Origin of the sequence: Paenibacillus sp. (assembly GCF_035645235.1) — a bacterium.
In the GTDB taxonomy this organism is placed as follows: Bacteria; Bacillota; Bacilli; order Paenibacillales; family YIM-B00363; genus Paenibacillus_AE.
Genome location: NZ_DASQMZ010000126.1, coordinates 56,736 through 72,889, shown reverse-complemented (window position 1 = coordinate 72,889; position 16,154 = coordinate 56,736). Strand labels below are relative to the sequence as shown.

The window sequence follows — 16,154 nt, the reverse complement described above, 5'->3', positions numbered from 1 at the left end:
CTTGCTCGGGATCCCAGTTGTTTTCAATTTTCAAATTACTCATACGGTCGTACCTCCTGAGCACCATACAATTTTCAAACGCTATATTCTATTTTCAACGTATACTTGCTGATTTGCAACCTAGAACTCGGACTAGACCTTTATGAACGGGAGATGAACGATGACAGCCTACGAGAAACCTGATTTGGATTGGAAATGGGGCAAGTCGAAGCCGTAATACGGAAACATTTCGGACCCGGTGCGTCCGAGATTACGCCATTGACAGGCGGCAACTTGAGCAGCGTGTTTTCCTTCGTCCACGAAGGCAAAGGATATAATATGAGATGTAAGTGTCTCCGGTGGTAAGAATTTACGTGAAAATGGATGGTGCAGGAAACATGCGGATTCTAATAATCGGTGGAACAAAATTCATTGGACCAGTTGTTGTAAAATTACTAACATCCATGGGTCATCACGTAACAGTTTTTCATCGGGGGGAAACGAATTCCGAACTGCCTTCGGCTGCGAATCGAATCTTAGGAAATAAAAATAACCTAAAAGCATTCCGCGATGTTTTTAAATCCTTTGCTCCAGACGTTGTTCTCGACATGATTCCTTCAAGTGAAATGGATGCTCAAGCGGTCGTAGACGTGTTCCAAGGTATTGCGCGTAGAATTGTATCCATCACAAGTCAGGATGTTTACCGCGCTTATGGTTTTGTAAGAGGAATTGAAACTGGACCATTAGAGCCAACGCCAATTACGGAAGATTCGTTGTTACGTACCAAACTTTATCCATATCGTGAAGAGGCTAGAGATGAGAATGACAGCAGATATCATTACGATAAGATATTAGTTGAACGAGTCGTTATGAACTCGTATGAATTAGCTGGTACGGTTTTACGTTTGCCCGCAGTCTATGGACCCCGAGACAGTCAGTATCGAATGTACGAGTACCTGAAAAGAATGGACGACAAGCGCCCATTTATTTTGCTCGATGAAAGTTTTGCCGCATGGCATTGGACCCACTCTTATGTAGAGAATGTTGCGCACGCGATTGCTTTAGCCGTTTCTGACGAACGTTCGGCGGGTCGAATTTATAATGTAAGCTCGCCCCAAACTTGCTCGATGAGCGAATTGGTGGCGGCAATCGGGGACATTTCGGTTGGAAAGGGGAAATCGTGACAGTACCGAAAGAGGAACTCCCCGTGGAGATGAGGTTTCCTGGAAGCACGGAACAGCAATTCATAACTGATTCGACTCGAATCCGTGCTGAATTAGGATTCAGTGAAATGGTTTCATTCGAGGAAAGCCTGAAAAGAACAATCGAATGGCAAAGGTTTAACCCCCCAGTCAATTACCCTAAGAATCGTTTTAATTACGTTAAGGAAGACGAGATAAGAAAGGGGTATGTTTGAACGGTTTGCTTTATAGCAACCGTTTTTTTGGTTCGAGGAGGAGGATAACCTTTTTTTGTTTATAGCAAAGTAGAATTGGAGTGACTTTCTAAAATGGATAGAACGATAAACGAATCGTTATTCGAGACAGACATTGCTTCGTTACAAGCGGCGATGGAATTAGGAACGTTAACAGCGGTAGATTGCGTCCGCTGGTATTTGGAGCGAATTGAACGATGTAACCCAATTCTGAGAGCGGTGCTTGAAGTTAATCCGGACGCGAATGCTGTTGCAGAGTCGCTAGACGAAGAACGGCAGAAAAGCGGATCTCGCGGACCGCTTCACGGCATCCCGATCATTCTAAAGGACAATATCGATACAGGTGACCGTATGCACACAAGTGCTGGGTCGGTCGCATTAGCGAACCATTTCGCACCGAAGGATTCGTACGTAACAGCACAATTAAGGGCTGCAGGAGCAGTCTTCTTGGGCAAGGCAAATATGACGGAATGGGCGAATTTCATGTCGCCTACGATGTGGGCAGGGTATAGCTCCAGAGGTGGCTTGACACTAAATCCTTATGGTCCCGGCGAGTTGTTCGTGGGTGGATCGAGCTCGGGCTCCGGTGTAGCGGTTGCCGCGAATTTGTGTACCGCGGCTATCGGAACGGAGACATCCGGATCAATTATCAGCCCGTCCTCGCAGAACTGCCTCGTCGGGCTAAAGCCCACAATCGGGCTCGTCAGTCGATCGGGCATCATCCCGATTACTCAAAGCCAAGATTCAGCTGGCCCAATGACTCGGACGGTCAGGGACGCTGCGATCTTACTCGGTGCCATGACAGCAGCGGACACGGAAGATGCAACCATGTTATGCAATGAGCGATTAGCGTATAAGGACTATACAGGATTTTTGGATCTTGACGGTTTGCGTGCTGCGAGGATCGGTGTTCCGCGTCGATATTATCGAGGACTGGATCAAGCCCGGTTAGCGATTATCGAACGGGCGATCGCCTTGTGCAAAGAATGCGGGGCCACTATCGTCGATCCGATATCGTTGCCCTGCGAGAGCGCTAAGTGGGACTGGGACGTAATGCGCTTCGAGTTCAAAAAAGGGCTAAACGATTATCTTGCCAGGGCAGGTTCCGGCGCTTCGGTTAGAACGTTGGATGAACTGATAGCCTATAACGAAAAAAATCGCGACTCCGCGCTTAAATACGGCCAAGATACGCTTATTTGGTCTAACGAAACAAGTGGCATGTTAACCGAGGCGGTGTACAGCGAGAGTTTACGCCTGAATCGAGAGCTAGCCCGAGGCCAGGGGATTGACCATGCAATTAGCGAGTATCGATTGGATGCGCTGCTGTTTCTTGGTAACGAGGATGGGCTCGATTTGTCGGCACGTGCGGGCTATCCTGCCATTACAGTGCCGGGAGGATATGCGGGGACAGGAATCATTGCAGAAGGAGGCTATACGACCAAGGGGCCGCAAGGTGTAACCTTTGTCGGAACCGCATTCAGTGAACCTACGCTATTTAGACTTGCCTATGCTTACGAGCAAGCAAGCAATTACCGGTTTGCGCCGCCCGATCCGGTATAGTCGAGAACTCAGGTATATAACAATCATATTGGCAAAGGCTTGGTCCGTGACCGAATGCTTTTATTATCTTACGGGAGTTGTTGATATGGAACAGGCACGGCCCGCAAGAAATGTTGCGATCTTGATCTATGACGACGTGGAGGTTCTCGATTTTGCGGGGCCGTTGGAAGTGTTCCTAGCGGCAAGCAATCGGGGGAAAGATTTTCATGTATTTACGGTCGCCGAGCATGATGCGCCTGTCACCGCCCTTGGAGGGCTCAGCGTAAACCCAAATTACTCATTTGAGCATTGCCCTCCCGTGGACCTTTTGGTCGTTCCCGGTGGTTGGGGTTCTAGGAAAGAGATGCACAACGAGTTGCTCATTCGCTGGGTTCGGGAAACGTCCCCGAAGGCGGAGTTATTGCTGTCCGTTTGCACAGGGGCGCTCATACTCGCGAAAGCGCAGCTATTGAAGGGGCTCAAACTAACGACCAACCGTCGCGCCACCCATGAACTTAGGGCAATCGTGGGCGATTCGGCTGACATCGCGGAAGAGGAGCGATACATCGATAACGGAAAAATCATCCTGTCTGCAGGTGTGTCGGCAGGTATCGATGCATCGCTCTATGTCGTCGGAAAACTGTTCGGCGCGGAACGCGCAATAGAAGCCGCCGATCTCATGGAGTACGATTGGAATGGGGGGATCGGGGTTAACTGACTGCGGGCTTCCTCATGCCAAGGGCCTAAATTCAACGGGAGAGGACAGCGTGATCAAGGTGGACGACTGACCGTACGGCAAGGCGGCGTCGATGAATTGCTCGAGCGAGCGGATCGATTCGGTGACGACTTTCACAAGGTAACTGTATTGGCCGGCGAGACGGTGGCATTCAACGACGCTGGGGTGCCCGGCACAAAACGCGCGGAACTCCTCGCAACGCTTCGAATCGAATAAAATGAACGCGCACAAGCTCTTGCCCAGCGCTTCCGCGTTGACGACCGCCCGATATCCGGTAATCACGCCGCGATCCTCCAGCTTCTTTACCCGTTCCGTAACGGCGGGGGCGGTTAAGCCGACCAGCTTGCCCAGCTCCGTCATAGAAATTCTACCTTGCTCCTGCAGCGCTAGTAGAATTTCCTTATCGGTGTTGTCCATTTTACCGCCTCCTCACTTTATCTTTAAAAGGATATCGTACAATTTTTCTGTATTTCGAAGGCAAACGCTTCGGAACTCATTGGATACATTCTGTAAACGGTCAGATCCTTTTACTATAATAGTTTGTATTCCGCATGGGAAGAGGGAGAAAGGGTATGGAACGTTTGCCGACGAATGCGCCGCTGCTCATTATCGATGTACAAAAAGCTTTCGACCACCCGAAATGGGGGAATCGGAACAACCCGGACGCCGAACGCAACATCGCCGCTTTATTGAGAGCGTGGAGGAAAACCGGCAGGCCGGTCATTTTCGTGCAGCATGCCTCGCCGAAGGAGACGTCCGTGTTTTACCCCGACAGCGAATGGTTTCCTTTCAAGGAGGAGGTCGCGCCGCTCGAGTCCGAACCCGTTATCCGAAAGACGGTGAACAGCGCCTTCATCGGAACGAATCTCGAAGCGATGCTGCTTGACATGGGCGTGTCGGAGATCGTTATCACCGGCATTACGACGAACCAGTGCGTCGAGACGACGACCCGTATGGCAGAAAATTTGGGGTTCCGCCCGATCCTCGTTTCGGACGCCGCGGCGACGTTCGATAAAGTCGGTCCGGACGGCAACGTGTACCGGGCGGAGGATATCCACAGGATGACGCTCGTTAATCTGCACGAGGTGTTCGCGACCGTGCTCGATACCGAAGCCGTGCTCGCGAGGTTATGATCAGAACGAAGGAAGGGTTACATGTTTGATTATCGCTTAAGACTAGACGGAGCCCTAGACGAAATTTGGGAGCCGCTATGGCGGCTGCCAGTTCGATTGTTTCCTGTAGAAAAGGCGCTCCTGCGCAGTAAAACCGTGCGGAGGCTTCATTATGTCCGCCATGGCGGCGCGTTTTATATTAATTCTCATCATACATATAGTCGGCTACAGCACACCCTGGGTGTATTTGCGCTGGCGGCTCATTTCGATCCGATGAACCGGACGCTGCGGGCGGCGGCATTGCTGCACGATATCGGACACGCGCCTTTCAGCCATACGCTTGACTCGATCGAAGGGGTTGACCATCACCAATGGACGCGTCAGGCCGTTTGTTCGGCGGAAATCGCAGACATTCTTACTAAGGAGAAAATGGACCCTGCCGAAGTGTTAGCGTATATCGACGGGACGCGGCGCAGCTTGCTGCGCAATGCCGACGGCGCGCTCCATGCCGATCATCTTGACTCTTGGGTACGAAGCGCATTCGCAGGCGGTTATTTACCCGCCTCCACTCGTCGTATTATGGCCGGGATCGATTACCGTAACGGCAGCCTTCGATTTACGTTGACAGCAGGGAGAACGGTCGCAAAACTCATTTTCGAAGAAGCAAGCATGCATGGATCGCCCGCGAATATTGGGATAAACGCGATGCTCCGCAAACTGGTGCTGCGTTTAATAACCGAAGGCAAACTGGAAGTCGCCGCTTTGCCGGCGATGACGGATGCGCATGTGGAGCAGCTCCTGCGCAGCGAGGAAAGTACATGCGAAGCATATGAGAAGCTGCTAACGGAATCGTGGCGAATTCGAGTAACGCGAGAGCAGCCAGCGGTTCCCGCGGAAACCGCTGCTTTGCGCAAGCTTTATCTTGCCATGCCGCTCGTCGGAGACGTACCGATCACGGAATCATCGCCGAGCATCCTAACGACAGTCAAGGAACTCGAGCAGAGGCTTGGCACGTATTATGTTTGGTGGGACGGGGACAGCGATCGATAACATCTGCTGAGAGAGGGTGCGACGAATTTGACTTTTGGAATATGGGCTTTTCTTATATCCTTGCTGCTTCTAGTAAGTTTACTGATTATTGGCTTTAGAAATTATACAACCCAGTTGAATCAGGTTCTTCAGATGTTCTAAATTCGCCTCGGACGAACGGGTCTTCCAATGGAGGGATATCTTTGAAAAAGGTATTGGCGTCATCTCTCCTTTTTCTCTTCATGCTAGCGCCAACAGCATCGTCGGCGGCAGACAGTTATGACGACATGGGTCTTCCCCCGACGCTAAAAGTTTATATTAACGGAGAAGAATACGACCCGGGGGAAGACGGGAAGTTTTTAACAATGATATATAAAGGTTCCACCTACATGCCTGTCCGACATCTCTCGCGGATGTTGGGTGTCGATCGCATGGGCTGGGACGGTGAAAAGAAATGGATTTGGGTGAATAGCGAAAAGCCTGCGACCGGCGCCCGATCGGAAGTTTCGGAAAACGACACGTCGGTCATGATCATCAAGGTAACCGCCAGCCCCCATATCGCGACAGTGACCTTTGATCCGAGCGTAAGGTTGTTTGTCAACGGGACAGAAGATCGGAGCGGGGAGAACGGCCTGATTCACAATGGACTTGTAGAAGTTCCCAAAGCGATCTTTTATGAAGGAACGGCTTATGTGCCGTTGCGTTATTTCGCGACCCGATTCGGCGTGCCGAACGAAAATATCTCTTGGAATCATGGAAAAGTTACAGTGTTGTACAATCCAGATGTTGAGCAAGACCTTGCAGCGCTACAAGACAAGTTATTAAACAATGTAAAAGAGGTGCAGGACGATAACGGAATCGTTATCCTATCGGGGGGTGTCTTTAACGAGTCGTTGGAGGTAGATTTCCGAACATACGGGGAACACGAAGTTCGTCTAGGTCCCGATGAACTCAGTGCGATTCGAAATTCAATTTATCGAATCGTAGGCGCGACCTTTCCATTGAAGCTTAATCAGGTTGTCATTCGTGAAGAAGCGGATATTGAAGGGATTATTAGACAGATCGATGAAGCGTCGGGTCGTTTACTTATTGAAAATCCGAATAGGTATGCGGGGGACACTGAGCTTCCGGAGGCTGTTTGGATTTCTCTAACCGAAGATGCAACCGTGAAATATTTAGAACATGCTCAGCGCCTTGAGGTAGGGCAAAGGGCTAGGGTTTGGTTTGTAGGCACAATGCTCCTATCGTACCCTGGACAAACTGCAGCCGTAAAACTTGAAATTCTCGGTTAAGATGTACGCCCAAGCCGATCGAACAAAAACCGCGGCAGTCTAGGAAGACTTTCCTAGCTGCCGCGGTTTAGTTTTGTTGACCCAAAAATAAAAAAAGACGACATCAAATAAAGATTGTCGACGTATGGCGTGCTATTTAATTTTTCAACGATCTCAACAACAGGAGGTTATCCTCAACCTCTATAATATTAGTATAACCGAAAGAAATATATAAGTCTATACCTTTTTTGCAAAAACCGTTATATTTTTTTCTGCGGTACAAAAAGGGGCTTTTTCCCAAGGAGGTTCTTTCGATTGGAATCGGTCATTACGCTGCAGGGCATCACCAAGTCGTTCGACGTCGCGAAGCGGTCTTCCGGCTTGCTGGCGGCGGCGAAGGCGCTGTTCGTCAGAGAGTATACGCGGGTGGAGGCGCTGCGGGACATTACGTTCGACATTAAAGCAGGGGAGATCGCGGGCTACATCGGGCCCAACGGCGCGGGCAAGTCGACGACGATCAAAATTATGAGCGGCATTCTCGTGCCGGACGCCGGGGCGTGCTCGATCCTGGGGTATACGCCGTGGAAGGAGCGGGTCGCCTACGTGCGCCACATCGGCGTCGTATTCGGGCAGCGCACCCAGCTGTGGTGGGACGTGCCGGTGCTCGATTCGTTCGACCTGCTGCGAGACATTTATAAGATTCCGGAGAAAACGTATCGCTCGACGCTCGACCTTCTCGTCGAGACGCTCGATCTCGCCGAGCTTCTGCGCACGCCGGTGCGCCAGCTCAGCCTCGGGCAGCGGATGCGCTGCGAGATCGCCGCGTCGCTGCTCCACGACCCGAAGATCCTCTTCCTCGACGAGCCGACGATCGGACTGGACGCCGCCAGCAAGCTCGCCGTGCGACAATTCATTAAGGCGATCAATCGCGAAAAAGGGGTCACCGTCATCCTCACCACCCACGACATGAGCGACATCGAGGCGCTCGCGGATCGGATCCTGATGATCGGCAAGGGGACGCTGCTGTACGATGGATCGCTGAAGGAGCTGCGCGGCCGGTTCGGGACGTACCGGACGATGACCGCCGACTTTCGCGAGCACGCGGAGCCGGTCGAGGTCGAAGGCGCGACGCGGCTCTCCTGGTCGCCGGAGCGGGCGACGTACAGCTACGACAGCGAGCGCGTTACGATGGCGAGCGTCGTTCGCTCGTTATCCGAGCACGTGGAGCTGCTCGACGTGACGATCGAGACGAAGCCGATCGACGAAATCATTCTTCAACTGTATAAGGAGCATCAAGTATGAACGCGTACCTGTCGGTAGGGAAGCTGCGGTTCGCGATGGGGCTGCAGTACCGGGCGGCCGCGGCGGCGGGGGTGGCGACGCAGCTGTTTTTCGGGTTCATTTTCATGATGGTGTATATGGCTTTCTACGCGAACAGCGTCGCGGAGCCGCCGATGCCGCTGCGGGACGTCGTCACCTATGTGTGGCTGCAGCAAATTTTCCTCGGGTTTATCGCGATGTGGTTCCGGGATCACGACATCTTCGGGCTGATTACGTCAGGGAACATCGCCTACGAGCTGTGCCGACCGTGCGACATCTATCGGTTCTGGTACGCGAAGCTGCTCGCAACGCGGCTTGCCAGCGTCGCGCTCCGCTGCGTGCCGCTGCTGCCGGTCGTGCTGCTGCTGCCGCCGCCGTACCGGATGGGGCCTCCGCCGTCGGCGCTGCAGTTCGGGCTGTTCGTCGCGGCGCTGCTGCTCGGATTGCTCCTCGTCGTGGCGATCTCGATGCTGATTTACATCTCGGTGTTTTGGACGATGTCGCCGACAGGGTCGATCCTGATGATCGGCGTGGCGGGCGAGTTTTTCGCGGGGCTGATCGTGCCGGTGCCGATGATGCCGGATTGGCTGCAGTCGATCGTGTACGCGCTGCCGTTCCGCTGGACGGCGGATTTCCCGTTCCGCGTCTACAGCGGGCATATCGGCGTGACGGAAGCGCTGTGGGGCATCCCGCTGCAGCTGCTGTGGCTGGCCGCGCTTGTCGGCGCAGGCCATCTGCTTATGCGGCGGGCGCTGCGGCGCGTCGTCGTGCAAGGAGGGTGAGACGAACGGATGACACTGTATTTTAAATATTTATCGATTCTGTTCAAGTCGCAGATGCAGTATCGGGCGTCGTTTTGGCTGCTGACGTCCGGCCAATTTCTCGTCCCGTTCACCGTGTTCGCGGGCATGTACTTTATGTTCGAGCGGTTCGGGGTGCTGCGGGAGTGGACGTTCTTCGAGGCGGCGCTGTGCTTCGGGGTCATTCATCTCTCGTTCTCGCTGAGCGAATGCTTCGCGCGCGGCTTCGACGCGTTCTCCTCGCTCGTTGCGAGCGGCGACTTCGACCGGCTGCTGGTGCGGCCCCGCGGCACGGTCGTACAGGTGCTCGGCTCGAAGTTCGAGTTCACGCGCGTCGGCCGCATGCTGCAAGGCGGCATCGTGCTCGGCTGGGCGGTGTCGCAGCTGGATGTCGCGTGGACCGCCGTGAAGCTCGCGACCGTCGCCTCGATGGTCGTCGGCGGCGTGTTTATTTTCGCAGGCATCTACATCCTTGCCGCGACGCTCTGCTTCTGGACGATCCAAGGGCTCGAGGTCGCGAACATCTTCACCGACGGCGGCCGGGAGATGGCCCAATACCCGCTCAACATTTACGAGAAATGGGTGACGACGTTCTTCACGTTCGTCATTCCGTTCGGCGCGGTCAGCTACTTGCCGCTGCTGTCCGTGCTCGACAAAGCGGAGGGCGGGCATGAGCTGCTGTACATGGTCATGCCGCTAACCGGCGCGTTGTTCGTGCTGCCCTGCTTGCTCGTGTGGCGTCTCGGCGTGCGGCATTACCGCTCCACGGGGTCGTAGCCGATGTTCTTCGATCAATCTCCTTACGGATGCAGGGTGGAATGGGGCGTGCGCGGGGCGCGGGAGGCAGCCGTGCGAGGCGATATCGTAATCGTCGTCGACGTGTTCAGCTTCTCCTCGACGGTGACGGCGGCGGCGTCTCCCCGATGCGCCCGAGCATAGAGGATTACCTCGGAGCCGGTCTGATCGCCTCCAAACTGACGGGAAAATGGTCGTCGGAAGCGGAAGTATGCATCGGCGCATTCCGTCAGTCGGCTGAAGGAAGCGGGCGCGAACTCCGGCTTCGCGGTTACGCGGACGACGTCGCGTTCAGCTCGCGCATCGATGCGGTCGACACGGTGCCCGTGCTGGACGCGCAAGCCCGGTTCGTTCCCGCGGACGAGCTGCAGTAAACGTTCATCGTTCAGTCACAATAATTGGAAATTCTGTGATTACGCCATAAAGTAATTTGTGATACTATATAGAGAAAGGAGGTGGAGGTCGATGGATGACGATTTACAGCTGAACGTGCCCTTGCTCCGGCGACGCGTCCCGAACTTGACGGCGGCGGCGAAGGCGGCCGGGCTCCGCGCGGCGACCGTCTCCAACCTGTGCACGGGGAAAATCCCCGTCGGCCGCGCCGAAGTAAGGACGCTCGCGGCGCTTGCGGGGCTGGCCGGCTGCAGCCTCGACGAATTGATCCTACGAGGGAGCGGGATTCGAATGTTCGAAACGGGAATTAAGGCTTTGGATTTGTTCGCACCGGTCGTGCGCGGCGGTACGGTCGGTTTCGTGGCAAGGCCGAACATGGGCCAGCTGGTCTTGCTCGCCGAGCTGATGCTTCGCATGCGTCGCCGCGGCTTCGCCACGGTATTCTGGGACCCCGGGGCGGACGCGCCCGGCCTCGAGCACGTGAAGGCGCAGGCGGAGTACGCGCGCTCGACCGGGAATGAAGTGTACGATCTCATTGCCGGGCTGCGCGACGAACGCGATGTCGTGCTCGGCGTCGACAAGAGCGCGGTGCTTTCCGGCGAGCTGCTTGCGCTGCGGGAACGGCTGAAGGAAGCGGGCGCTCGGCCGATCACGATCGCCTTGGTCGATATCAAAGGGGAAGCCGCCGACGAAGACGGCGTGTACGGACCGCTTGATACGCTGCTGCAATTCGACGGCGACCTGAGCCGCCGGAAGCTATACCCCGCGATCGACCCGATCGGCTCCACCTCGACCGTGCTCGAAGGCGCGCATCTGGAGGCGGTACATCTGAAGACGCAGCAGCGCGCCCGCAAGCTCTTGCGCCGGTACCGGGAAATCCGGCCGGTCGCGAGCGCCCAAGGCCCAGGCGGCATCCCCGCCGCGGAAGAGCAGCTATACCGCCGGGGCGAGCGGTTGGAGGCGTATTTGTCGCAGCCGTTCTATGTCGCCGAGCCGTACACGAGCAAGCCGGGCGAATGGCTGTCGCTGTACGATACGCTCGACGACGTCCGCCGCATCCTCGACGGGGAAGCGGACGCGCTTGACCCGAGCGACCTGTACTTTACGGGGCGATTCGAAACAGGCGCCTAACCTCCGCGAACGGCGGCGGCGCGACGCGGAGGGGGATGCTCCGCTATCGGCCGACGATGGCGCTGGCGGCAAAATTTCTTAACGAATCCTGTCATTTCACATGAACATGTCGTTGCCATTCTTTCTATGTCGTGGGATGCTTAGGGGAGACGGCGGCGAGGCGGGCGCACGCCTTTCCGACCTGGTTCCATTAACTCAGACGGGTTCGGACCACCGCAAGCCGCGTTATTTCCGATCGAAGGCAGCTGACGTACCGCCAACGGGAAACTGAGCAGAGGGAAACAGGTTGGAAATAGCGGCGGAGTGGGACCGCGAGACCTTCCGAGGGAAACTGAGCCGAGGGAAACAGGTCGGAAAGAGCGGCGAAGGACGTTCGCGCCCAGCGAAGCGGGAAGGAGGGCGACGATGGAGAAGCAGCGGCTCATACGGAAATTCGATAAACAGTCCAAAATTTACGAATACCGCAGGAAGCGGCTTACGGAGCGGGAATGGCGGCGGAAGCTCGTCGGGGACGCCCGGGGGAAGACGCTGGAGGTCGCGGTCGGCGCCGGGGCGAACTTTACCTTCTATCCTAGCGGCGTCAGGGTGACGGCCGTCGACTTCAGCGGCGCGATGCTCGACAAAGCGCGTCGGGCGGCGGCCGAGCACGGTGTCGCGGCGGAGTTCGTGCAAGCCGACCTAGAGACGCTCGATTTTCCCGACGGCTCGTTCGACACGATTCTTTCGACGTTGTCCTTCTGCGGCTACGAGCGCCCCGAGCGCATGCTCGAGAAGTTCGACCGCTGGTGCAAGCCGGGCGGACGCATTTTGATGATGGAGCATGGTCTCAGCGCAAGCCGTCTGGTCGGGGCGGCGCAGCGCGCCTTGGAGCCGTTGTTCCACCGCGTCGTCGGCTGCCACTTCGACCGGGATATGGTCGCATTGCTTCGAAACTCGCCGCTGCACGTCGTGCGTATGGAGCGGCATCTACTCGGCGCGTTCCACCTCGTGTGGGCGGAGCCGCATGGTCAGCCGGAAGGGGAGGAATTCCAACAATGAGCCTTGAACGCAATTGGGCAGGAAATTTTAAGTACAGCGCCTCGAAGATCGAGACGCCCGAATCGGTCGAACAGGTGCAGGAGATTGTGGCAGGTAGCCGGCGGGTGAAGGCGCTCGGGACGCGTCACTCGTTCAACGCCGTTGCCGATACGGTGGGCGTGCTGCTGTCGATGGAACGCATGAATCGAGTGCTGGACCTCGATCGCGCGAAAGGGCGGGTGACGGTGGAAGGAGGCGTCCGGTACGGCGAGCTGAGCGCGTTCCTGCATGCAAACGGGTATGCGGTGCACAATTTGGCGTCGCTGCCGCATATTACGATCGCCGGCGCGGTCGCGACGGCGACGCACGGGTCGGGAGACCGCAACGGCAATCTCGCGACGGCGGTGCAGGCGATCGAGATCGTTCGGGCGGACGGCGGGATCGCAGCGTACGAGCGGGACCGGCCGGACGGCGACTTCGCCGGCGCGGTCGTCGGGCTCGGGGCGCTCGGGGTAACGACGAAGCTGACGCTGAACCTGGTCCCGGCGTTCGACGTCGCGCAAACCGTCTACGACGACTTGCCGTTCGACACCGCGGTCGAGCGGTTCGACGACATTTTCTCTAGCGAATATAGCGTCAGTTTGTTTACCGATTGGAAGGGAACCAGCGTAAATCAAGCGTGGCTGAAGCGGAACGCGACGGAGCGCACCGGCGAACCGTGGGCGGACGAGTGGTTCGGGGCGACGCGGGCGACGGCTCGGCGCCATCCGGTGCCGGGCCACTCGGCGGAGTATTGCAGCGAGCAGCTCGGCATCGTCGGTCCTTGGCATGAACGTCTGGCGCATTTCCGCATGGAGTTTACGCCAAGCGCCGGGGAGGAGCTGCAAAGCGAATATTTCGTGCCGCGCCGGTTCGCCCGCGACGCGCTGCGCGCGATCGATACGCTGAAGGAGCGAATCGCCCCGCTGCTGTACATCTCCGAAATTCGTACGGTCGCGGCCGACGACCTCTGGCTCAGTCCGGCTTACCGTGAAGATATCGTCGGCATACATTTTACGTGGAAGCCGGCATGGGAGCAGGTGCGGCTGGCGCTTCCCGCGATCGAAGCGGCGCTGGAGCCATACGAAGCGCGGCCCCACTGGGGAAAGCTGTTTACGATGGCGCCAGAACGGGTACGGTCGCTTTACGAGCGCTTGCCCGACTTCCGGAGGCTGCAGCGGGCGCACGACCCCGACGGAAAATTTTCGAACGAATTTTTACGTATGTACCTTGCTTAGCGTTGGCAGCCCCCACGACGTAAAAAAATTACGACTGACCAATGAACGCAAAATAAACAGCGATTAAAATAAAAGGAATCGAATCGACCCAGAGCGCACAGGCTAGTAAAAATAGCAGGCGCTTATGGGTCAATTCAATTCCGATGTTCCCACGAATTAATTATATTTTTTAAGCAGTTCCTGCATCTGACTCGTCATGTGCGCCATCGATTCGGCGAAGGCCGCAATGTCTTCAATGGAGAGGAGTTGTCCCTTTATTTCTTCGGCCACCTTGTTCGTTCGCTCTTTCGCTTGAGTCGCTACGAACACCATATTTTCGGCCGTAGCCGAAATCTCCTCGGAGCTTGCCGACATTTGTTGGGTGATCGCCGAGACATCTAAAATCTGATTCGAGACAAGCTGGGTCGCTTCAACAATTTTCGTAAACGCGGCGCCTGCTTCCGCGACAACCTTCATACCTTCGCTCACTTCTCTAACGCTAACCTCCATCAACGACACGACTTCCTTCGTTTCGCTTTGAATGTCTTTGATCACGGACTGGATTTCAATTGCCGATCGCTTCGACTGTTCCGCCAGTTTCTTGACTTCGCTCGCGACGACGGCAAAACCTCTCCCATGCTCCCCCGCTCTTGCCGCCTCGATCGAAGCGTTAAGGGAAAGCAAATTCGTTTGGGTAGCGATCTGCGTAATAACGCCAATAATATTATCGATTTTCTTTGACTGTTCTCCTAGATTAACGACTTTCGGAGTCAGTGTATTAACGGTAAGGTCAATCGCCTTCATCTGGTCAATCGTCCGTTGAATGAAAGAGTTGCCTTGGTTGGCAATGTCATACGTTTCCGATGATGTTTCGGCGACGATCGAGGTGGAGTCGGCGATGCTTTGAATGCCCAAACTTAACTCGCTGACCGCTTTGCTTGCCTCTAGCACGCTAATATGTTGCATTTCCTGAGATTTCGCAAGCGCGTCGACATTTTCGGCGATTTGTGTGCTGCTTTCTTTCGTACTATTCGTGAAGGCAGTTAATTCCTCAGCGGAAGCGGACATGGAATCCAAAAAATCCGACGTCTCGAATTTAATTTGTTTAAGTTTCGCTTCGACGGATTTCAACGTATCGGTAGACTCCAGTGCAGGGGGGCTGGCGTTCGTAACAGAGGGCTGGCGCCCCCGGGTTTTAAAAAGTCGAATACGGGAAAATTGCGCTTTCATACAAAACCTCCGTGAACTACAGTTGAATGAGGAAAGTCCCCCCGTTTGCGGGATCGACTATTTCAATAATGGCCGGAGAATCGAACCGTTGCGCGAACCCTTTAAGTAAACCTAAATTCAAATGGGTAGGCTGGTCGAAATTCACTTCCACCTTATATGTATTTTCGTTAATTTTCGTCGATCGGTATGCGTTTTCCGGTCCGTTTTTAAAATTCATATGAAACCCTACATGCAAGGTCTCAATCTGTTGTTGGAATGTCGTGATGACCGGCGGGAGAGGCAAATTCATGGCTAAATTTTTTCCGATTTCAACGAGGACATTGGGGCCCACTTTCTTGGATAATTCATCATAAAATTTACGTTGCAGTTCATGGGGATAGTACTTATCGGGTTCTATATTATTCCATCCGACTTGATCCATGACTTGACCTAACATTCTCTTAAACGGACCGCATGCATTGATTACGTCTCGAAACGCCTGACCATATACCTCAATATTCGACAAAAAAAATCACGCCCCGTCTAAATTTTAATAAGTAGCTTATTAAATAAAGATACACCCTCGTCTAACAAGCATCAAGAAAATGTTCCATAAATCCCTACTTTTCGACATATTCGGCGATGGTCAGTCGCAAAAAGAAGGCGTCCGCCGACCGGCGGGCGCCTTTTTCCCTAATATGCAGCTATTCTTCCGCATCGGGCTCCAAGAACCACAGCGGGTCCATGTTGTCTTCCTCGCCGTTGTAGTTGATGAAGATTTCTTCTCCGGCCTTGATGTCTTTGTATGCGTAGAAATCGAAGGTGTGCTTCTCGAAGGAGATCTCGTAGGTGGCGTTCGGCGTGTAGGAATGATTAAATAAGCTGCCGTACCCGAGGAGAATCGCCGTGTGATTGGCTCCGTATTCGAATACGTAGTCCGCGAGCGTCGTCTTCTCGATATGCTCGTGCTCTTCGTTGGGGTACGGCACGGCCGGCGCCTCGTGAATGAGCTCGCCCTTGCGAATGTCCCGCGTCGCGAATACGCCCCGGTTGAACTCGCCCTTGCAAATTTCGGATTGCCTGATTTCGATCATATCGGTCTCCATACACTCCATCGTTATGACGTACCATG

At 54.9% G+C, this 16,154-nt stretch carries 18 protein-coding genes; 14 read left to right on the top strand and 4 right to left on the bottom strand.

Features of this window, described 5'->3' with window-relative positions; translation table 11 throughout:
- Positions 1 to 359: 359 nt before the first annotated feature.
- From VEZ38_RS12225 to VEZ38_RS12215, 3 genes are all read left to right on the top strand, one after another.
- The gene (locus tag VEZ38_RS12225; RefSeq protein ID WP_324893731.1) at positions 360 to 1,163 is read left to right on the top strand and encodes an NAD-dependent epimerase/dehydratase family protein; all 804 of its coding nucleotides are present in this window, start codon (positions 360 to 362) and stop codon (positions 1,161 to 1,163) included.
- A gap of 326 nt (positions 1,164 to 1,489) precedes the next feature.
- Positions 1,490 to 2,974, top strand: a complete 1,485-nt coding sequence (locus VEZ38_RS12220) for an amidase family protein (RefSeq protein ID WP_324893725.1) — start codon at positions 1,490 to 1,492, stop codon at positions 2,972 to 2,974.
- An 85-nt stretch (positions 2,975 to 3,059) separates the two neighbouring features.
- Positions 3,060 to 3,671, top strand: a complete 612-nt coding sequence (locus VEZ38_RS12215) for a DJ-1/PfpI family protein (protein ID WP_324893723.1) — start codon at positions 3,060 to 3,062, stop codon at positions 3,669 to 3,671.
- Between the two features lie 12 nt (positions 3,672 to 3,683).
- Here the strand turns inward: VEZ38_RS12215 and VEZ38_RS12210 are convergent, their stop codons facing one another.
- Positions 3,684 to 4,106: an Lrp/AsnC family transcriptional regulator gene (locus tag VEZ38_RS12210; RefSeq protein WP_324893721.1), complete on the bottom strand. Its 423-nt coding sequence runs from the start codon at positions 4,104 to 4,106 to the stop codon at positions 3,684 to 3,686.
- A gap of 155 nt (positions 4,107 to 4,261) precedes the next feature.
- Here VEZ38_RS12210 and VEZ38_RS12205 point away from each other — a divergent pair, with 155 nt between their 5' ends.
- From VEZ38_RS12205 to VEZ38_RS12155, 11 genes are all read left to right on the top strand, one after another.
- Positions 4,262 to 4,822: a cysteine hydrolase family protein gene (locus tag VEZ38_RS12205; protein ID WP_324893719.1), complete on the top strand. Its 561-nt coding sequence runs from the start codon at positions 4,262 to 4,264 to the stop codon at positions 4,820 to 4,822.
- A 21-nt stretch (positions 4,823 to 4,843) separates the two neighbouring features.
- Complete coding sequence (locus VEZ38_RS12200; RefSeq protein ID WP_324893717.1) at positions 4,844 to 5,851, top strand: HD domain-containing protein; 1,008 nt, start codon at positions 4,844 to 4,846, stop codon at positions 5,849 to 5,851.
- 182 nt (positions 5,852 to 6,033) lie between these two features.
- Positions 6,034 to 7,122 (top strand): DUF3221 domain-containing protein, encoded by a 1,089-nt coding sequence (locus VEZ38_RS12195; RefSeq protein WP_324893715.1) that lies wholly within the window; start codon positions 6,034 to 6,036, stop codon positions 7,120 to 7,122.
- A gap of 294 nt (positions 7,123 to 7,416) precedes the next feature.
- On the top strand, positions 7,417 to 8,403 hold the full coding sequence (locus VEZ38_RS12190; protein ID WP_324893713.1) for an ABC transporter ATP-binding protein: 987 nt from the start codon (positions 7,417 to 7,419) through the stop codon (positions 8,401 to 8,403).
- Positions 8,400 to 9,203 carry an ABC transporter permease gene (locus VEZ38_RS12185; RefSeq protein WP_324893711.1) on the top strand — a complete coding sequence of 268 codons (804 nt, stop codon included), beginning with the start codon at positions 8,400 to 8,402 and terminating at the stop codon, positions 9,201 to 9,203. Before VEZ38_RS12190 ends, VEZ38_RS12185 begins: the two co-directional genes overlap by 4 nt.
- Positions 9,204 to 9,212: 9 nt before the next feature.
- Positions 9,213 to 9,998, top strand: coding sequence for an ABC transporter permease (locus VEZ38_RS12180; protein WP_324893709.1), 786 nt, complete (start codon positions 9,213 to 9,215; stop codon positions 9,996 to 9,998).
- Positions 9,999 to 10,001: 3 nt separating this feature from the next.
- The gene (locus VEZ38_RS12175) at positions 10,002 to 10,160 is read left to right on the top strand and encodes a hypothetical protein (RefSeq protein ID WP_324893707.1); all 159 of its coding nucleotides are present in this window, start codon (positions 10,002 to 10,004) and stop codon (positions 10,158 to 10,160) included.
- Positions 10,145 to 10,390, top strand: a complete 246-nt coding sequence (locus VEZ38_RS12170; RefSeq protein WP_324893706.1) for a hypothetical protein — start codon at positions 10,145 to 10,147, stop codon at positions 10,388 to 10,390. Before VEZ38_RS12175 ends, VEZ38_RS12170 begins: the two co-directional genes overlap by 16 nt.
- A gap of 91 nt (positions 10,391 to 10,481) precedes the next feature.
- Positions 10,482 to 11,540: a hypothetical protein gene (locus tag VEZ38_RS12165; RefSeq protein ID WP_324893704.1), complete on the top strand. Its 1,059-nt coding sequence runs from the start codon at positions 10,482 to 10,484 to the stop codon at positions 11,538 to 11,540.
- Between the two features lie 405 nt (positions 11,541 to 11,945).
- On the top strand, positions 11,946 to 12,578 hold the full coding sequence (locus tag VEZ38_RS12160) for a class I SAM-dependent methyltransferase (RefSeq protein ID WP_324893702.1): 633 nt from the start codon (positions 11,946 to 11,948) through the stop codon (positions 12,576 to 12,578).
- A complete protein-coding gene (locus VEZ38_RS12155) occupies positions 12,575 to 13,834 on the top strand; it encodes an FAD-binding protein (protein ID WP_324893700.1) in 1,260 nt (419 codons plus the stop codon). Before VEZ38_RS12160 ends, VEZ38_RS12155 begins: the two co-directional genes overlap by 4 nt.
- Before the next feature lie 156 nt (positions 13,835 to 13,990).
- On the opposite strand, the gene VEZ38_RS12150 is transcribed toward VEZ38_RS12155, so the two are convergent.
- From VEZ38_RS12150 to VEZ38_RS12140, 3 genes are all read right to left on the bottom strand, one after another.
- Positions 13,991 to 15,043 carry a methyl-accepting chemotaxis protein gene (locus VEZ38_RS12150; protein ID WP_324893698.1) on the bottom strand — a complete coding sequence of 351 codons (1,053 nt, stop codon included), beginning with the start codon at positions 15,041 to 15,043 and terminating at the stop codon, positions 13,991 to 13,993.
- A 16-nt stretch (positions 15,044 to 15,059) separates the two neighbouring features.
- Positions 15,060 to 15,464: a hypothetical protein gene (locus VEZ38_RS12145; protein WP_324893696.1), complete on the bottom strand. Its 405-nt coding sequence runs from the start codon at positions 15,462 to 15,464 to the stop codon at positions 15,060 to 15,062.
- A 262-nt stretch (positions 15,465 to 15,726) separates the two neighbouring features.
- Entirely contained in the window at positions 15,727 to 16,116 is a 390-nt protein-coding gene (locus VEZ38_RS12140) for an SET domain-containing protein (protein ID WP_324893694.1), read from the bottom strand.
- Between the last annotated feature and the right edge of the window lie 38 nt (positions 16,117 to 16,154).